1 protein-coding gene and 2 pseudogenes are annotated in these 763 nt (G+C 70.9%); all 3 read left to right on the forward strand.

The genetic code is table 11. The features are described from left to right. Positions 1-205 (forward strand): annotated as a pseudogene (locus tag FV228_RS31440) (hypothetical protein); the annotation flags it as partial. Beyond that, positions 192-581 carry a transcriptional regulator gene (locus tag FV228_RS31445; RefSeq protein ID WP_147857943.1) on the forward strand — a complete coding sequence of 130 codons (390 nt, stop codon included), beginning with the start codon at positions 192-194 and terminating at the stop codon, positions 579-581. The pseudogene FV228_RS31440 and the gene FV228_RS31445, both read left to right, overlap by 14 nt. Before the next feature lie 77 nt (positions 582-658). Beyond that, positions 659-763, forward strand: a pseudogene (locus FV228_RS34625) (undecaprenyl diphosphate synthase family protein); the annotation flags it as partial.

The raw sequence follows: 763 nt of genomic DNA on the forward strand, positions 1-763 counted from the left end.
CCTGTTCGCCTCGGCGCGGATCCTGCCCCGGGCGGTCCAGGGGGTCGGCGCCTGGTACCTGCTCACCGGCCTCGCCGCGCTGGCGATCGCGGCCGAGACCCGCACCCTGTCGCCCTGGACCATGGGGCTCCCCTTCGTGGTCGGCCAGATCTGGCTGGCCGGCCTCATCCATCGCGGCGCCCGGGCCTTCGATGATGACCTCTGACCGCGACGACGGACGGTTCTCCTACGAGGGGCTGGACCGGATCATCCACGAGCGGGCGCGGCTCAGCGTGCTCACCTCCCTGGTGGCCCACCCCAAGGGCCTGCCCTTCCCCGACCTCAAGCGCCTGTGCGGGCTGACCGACGGCAACCTGAGCCGCCATCTGGCCGTGCTCAGCGAGGCCGACCTGGTGAGCCTCGAAAAGGGATTCTCCCTCAACCGGACGCAGACGGTGTGCCGGATGACGCCGACCGGGCGGCGGCGCTTCATCTTCTATCTCGGCGTGCTCGAGCAGGTGGTGCGCGACGCGGCGGCGGCGGCCGAGCGAAGTCCGGACGGCGGGGTGCGCGGCCTCGATCCGGCCACGAAACCGGCCTGAGAACGCCGGATCGCGCAGAGACTCTCAACGCAAACCGAATAAACCTCAGCGATACGCCCATGCCGGGAGACTTTACGATGCAAAGCGAAGCGGGGCCGGGGGGGCTGCACGCCGCGATCATCATGGACGGCAACGGGCGCTGGGCGACGCAGCGCGGCCTGCCGCGTCTGGCCGGCCACCAT

The sequence above is a fragment of the Methylobacterium sp. WL18 genome, from assembly GCF_008040015.1.
Taxonomy (GTDB): Bacteria; Pseudomonadota; Alphaproteobacteria; order Rhizobiales; family Beijerinckiaceae; genus Methylobacterium; species Methylobacterium mesophilicum.